Origin of the sequence: Chryseobacterium sp. (assembly GCF_041914225.1) — a bacterium.
Taxonomy (GTDB): Bacteria; Bacteroidota; Bacteroidia; order Flavobacteriales; family Weeksellaceae; genus Chryseobacterium.
This window is the reverse complement of sequence record NZ_JAYSDT010000099.1, coordinates 1-4,126: the sequence shown is the minus strand read 5'-3', so window position 1 is coordinate 4,126 and position 4,126 is coordinate 1. Positions and strand designations below refer to the sequence as shown.

Genomic DNA, 4,126 nt, shown 5'->3' with positions numbered 1-4,126 from the left:
GAAAACAAAAAATATTTTTCGCCTAACATCAGAAAGTAATAGAGCATAAAAAAAAAGATTGTTTTGAACCTACATTTGCTACATTACCTACATAGCAGAAATATAACGCATTGATTTTCAGGTTTTTTTTAAAAGCCATGTAGGAGATGTAGCAGAAAACAAAAAATATTTTTCTCCTAACATCAGAAAGTAATAGAGCATAAAAAAAGATTGTTTTGAACCTACATTTGCTACATTACCTACATAACTAAAATATAATGCGTTGATTTTCAGATTACTTTTTAAAAACCATGTAGGAGATGTAGGAAATGTAGCAGAAAACAAAAAATATTTTTACGAAAATGAAAACAGAGTATTTGTATATACTTGAGATAGGAAGTAAAAAATTTCCCTGTCCTGAGTGTGGGAAAAGAAGCTTTGTGAGGTATATAAATACAGAGACCAGAGAATATTTGCATAAAGATTATGGACGTTGTGACCGTGAGAGTAAATGTGCTTACCATCTTAACCCTTATCTGGACGGATATGCAGCAATGATACAGGAAGATAAGCAACGAGCTGCCGGAGTTACTACAGTAAATTCTGTAAAACAGAAATATATTTACTCAAGGCAAAGACATTTGAATTCCTTCAAAGCTCATCCAGGGACAAAGATTTACTTTGATTTTGAAACGTTTAAAGCGACATTAAAGCCTGAAGGCTATGAGAAAAACACTTTTATTCAAAACCTTTTATCTCAGGTAAGATTTCCCTTTGAAGCAGATGAGATTACAAAAGTCATAGAGCTGTACAGACTGGGAACCATTACAGAAGGCTACAGAATGGGAGCTGTTACCTTTCCTTTTATTGATATACAGGGCAATATCAGGACAGTACAGGTCAAAGAGTTTGATATGGATAATCATACCAAGAGAACTGATTTTTTACATTCTATATTGGAAAAGAATTGTATCAGGAATACAGAACCTTTGCCAGAATGGTTAAAAGCCTATGCCAGTAATGAGAAAAAGGTTTCGTGTTTATTTGGAGAACATCTTTTAAAGAAATATCCGTTTAATCCGGTTGCATTGGTAGAAGCTCCAAAGACAGCTGTATATGGAAGCTTATATTTTGGATTCCCTGAAGAGAGTTCCCAGAACCTCATCTGGCTGGCGGTCTACAATAAAAGCAGTTTCTCATTCGATAAGCTGAAGGTATTACAGGAAAGAGAGGTATATGTATTCCCTGACGTGTCAAAAGATGGGAGCACTTTCAGGGAGTGGAAAAGAAAAGCAGATGAATTCGAAAAACAGTTACCTGGAACACATTTCATTTTTTCTGATCTATTGGAGTATTTAGTACCTGATAATGATAAAAGTAGTGGTTATGACCTTGCAGATTATTTAATACAAAAGGATTGGCGGTTGTTTAAAAAACAGACCTTACGAATCAAAACAGAATTTCATCCAGAGTCTGAGTGTGAAAGTAAATCTGAAGGTCAATCTGAAAAGATCATAACCATAACAAAAAATCAAAACGATGAAACACAAGCTATACAAACAGATGAAGCTTCCAACCCAACTGTAAAAGCTAAGTTACTGATAGAAAGTCATAAAAAACCGGATGAAAAGAACAACCGGAAACATCCTGAAATATGGAATAAGGAGATTGAAATACTTGAAAATTTCTTTACTGAGACAGAAACTCCAGATCACCCCATCCAATTTAATGTATATGGCAATATCTCAAATGTTCGGAAATTTATTAAAAGTCATCTTTCAGTGGTAAAGGCTAATAATGGAAACCCTATATTTTTACCTTACCTCAGCAGATTACAGCAGCTCAAAGACAGAATATTATCATCAAATTAACAGGAGTAAAGAAAGTAATAAACCAGGAACCGTTATAAATTTATTAATACAAAAAATATTTGTTTTTTTTCTGCGTCACATCCGTCACTTGCGTCACAGATTTTGTTTAAATGCTTTAAAATCAACAAATTAAAAAAAAACAATCAATTATGAACACCAATAGAAAATCCACTGTAAAAAATAGCAAAGGTTTACAAAAGTTAACAGAATCGGAAAAGAAAATTAAGAATATCTTTAGCTTAGAAAAAGTTACGCCAAAAGATATTGAAGATTTTACTCCTGAGGAAATGGACCAATTTAATGAAACATTAGGAAAGAAAATGAACGGGCTTCAAGGTGCTGCTTATGGTGAGTTTTATGATCAGTTTGAAGAAGTGTTGCTGGCTGGAACTAAAAACCAGCTTTGGGAGTTTAACCACCAGACCATCATGTGGGCTATATCAACATTAACGAAAGAAACGTGCAATTTTCCTCCTGTTAACCTGATTGCGGTCAAAACAGGATTAAGCAGAACAACGATCTATAAGCACATCAATTCCTTTAAAGAACACCGCTCATACAAAGGACAGAAACAGGCTGTAGAGCTTATGGCAGATAAAATCCTTTGGCAGATGTATTCACTGGCTAATGATGGAGATGTTAAAGAAGCAAGACTCTTTTTGGAAGTAGCCGGAAAATTAGGGAAGGCAGGCAGCCCTCAACCTGTGAAAAATCAAAACAACTATATTCAGATCAATAATACCGTTGTAAATCAGCAGGTATTACAACAGCTCTCTACAGAACAGCTTAATACTATTGAGGGAATTTTAAAAACAATCGAAGTAAAAGAAACAGATTAGAACATTCTTTTACAAAAATTGTTTTTACATTTTTTTCTTTTATGGAAAAACGTTATATTAGTTCTCAAATAGAATTTTTTCATCTTCATTTGGGATATTGGTTATAGTCTTCCACTTTGTATGGGAGACTTTTTTATAATGAAAATACAAATATTGATTGAGAATAAAGCTTTTATCAGCCACCCATTGATAAGGTTTTGAATTCAATATGTGTTTTTGAATTTAAACTAAATTTTGTTACATTTACACAGGAATAGTTTTTTCATGGCTAGATCCATAATTAGTGCAATGCCTTCCATTATATGGGAGGTATTTTTTTGATCATAGGATGAAGTCCAAATTAGGTTTCACACCGATATACAAAACCAAACGCAGAAATATAAATTACTGACAGAATTCATTACGGAAATTAAAACATTGGTAGAATACTTCGTAAATGTCTTTGAATTTCAAGGCTTACGGGTTTTCTTACTCAAAAAAAATCGTCAGAATTATTAAAATCATGTTGTATATCAACAGGAAAACAACATAGCCGTAGTCAATCAACGGTAAAACTACGAAGCTCTATTTTTTATAATAAGTCCATAGTAACGGAAAGAAAACGAAATGAGAGCAAAAATATTGAAAGATTATGTCGTAATAACGACACATAAACGACATGGATATTTTGACAACCTCCTTCCATTAAACGGGAGAGAACCGAAAAAAGAGGACTATTTTTCCGGCTAAATAATCCAGCCGATCAAACGGCAGGAAAACGGCATACCTTTATCCGTGATAGTTATAGAAAAGTTCTAAAAATATTTGACTTTTTTGACAGGGGGCTTCTCTGAGATTAAAAACAGGAAAATAGATGTAAAACCCTCTATTAATGAAAAGAAGCTGGTATAAACCACATTTAAAAAAGTGTCTGAGAATTACCATTTATTACTGTTTTACTACCATTTTAAAGCTGAAAATGGGAATGGAATTACTTTTAATGGCCAGATAAGATAATACTCATTCTCTCGCAAAAATCAAAGATTTATGTATATTTGAAACATACTTTATAATTCAACTCATCTCATTATTACCGGAGACCTAAGTGATCTTCGGTAATTTTTTTGTTTCAAAGTTGCGTGTTGTAGAGTGTCACTTAATAAAAAACCATAAATAAAGACCTCAGCCGATTTTATCCCTATCTGCCACGCACGCAAGAGAAACATCATAAATCTATATTCCACTATCTAACACACGCATACTGAAAGAATCAATAAGAAGTATTTTGAGGGCGTTTCCTGATATTTCCCTGTTTAAAAGTGCATGATCGGAGTTTCTTTCTCTCTCTCTCTGTGCGTGGGAGATTATAACTGTTTTGATAAATGTTGATTTTATGATTTCGTTTGTAGGCTTCCCTTTTTTAGTACGATTTAAAATTAGACAATTTTTGATATTGTA

Annotated in this window: 3 protein-coding genes; 2 read left to right on the top strand and 1 reads right to left on the bottom strand. The window is 33.2% G+C overall.

The window, feature by feature from the left end; genetic code table 11:
* The first annotated feature begins 341 nt into the window (after positions 1 to 341).
* On the top strand, positions 342 to 1,850 hold the full coding sequence (locus ACE3RB_RS19775) for a DUF6371 domain-containing protein (protein WP_374465779.1): 1,509 nt from the start codon (positions 342 to 344) through the stop codon (positions 1,848 to 1,850).
* 149 nt (positions 1,851 to 1,999) lie between these two features.
* The gene (locus tag ACE3RB_RS19770) at positions 2,000 to 2,689 is read left to right on the top strand and encodes a hypothetical protein (protein ID WP_374465778.1); all 690 of its coding nucleotides are present in this window, start codon (positions 2,000 to 2,002) and stop codon (positions 2,687 to 2,689) included.
* 1,212 nt (positions 2,690 to 3,901) lie between these two features.
* On the opposite strand, the gene ACE3RB_RS19765 is transcribed toward ACE3RB_RS19770, so the two are convergent.
* On the bottom strand, positions 3,902 to 4,126 hold a 225-nt coding region (locus ACE3RB_RS19765), incomplete at its 5' end, for a hypothetical protein (RefSeq protein ID WP_374465777.1).

Bases quoted from the DNA above. Each gene is read 5' to 3' on its own strand.
- ACE3RB_RS19775 (WP_374465779.1), top strand. From the start codon at position 342: ATGAAAACAGAGTATTTGTATATACTTGAGATAGGAAGTAAAAAATTT.
- ACE3RB_RS19770 (WP_374465778.1), top strand. From the start codon at position 2,000: ATGAACACCAATAGAAAATCCACTGTAAAAAATAGCAAAGGTTTACAA.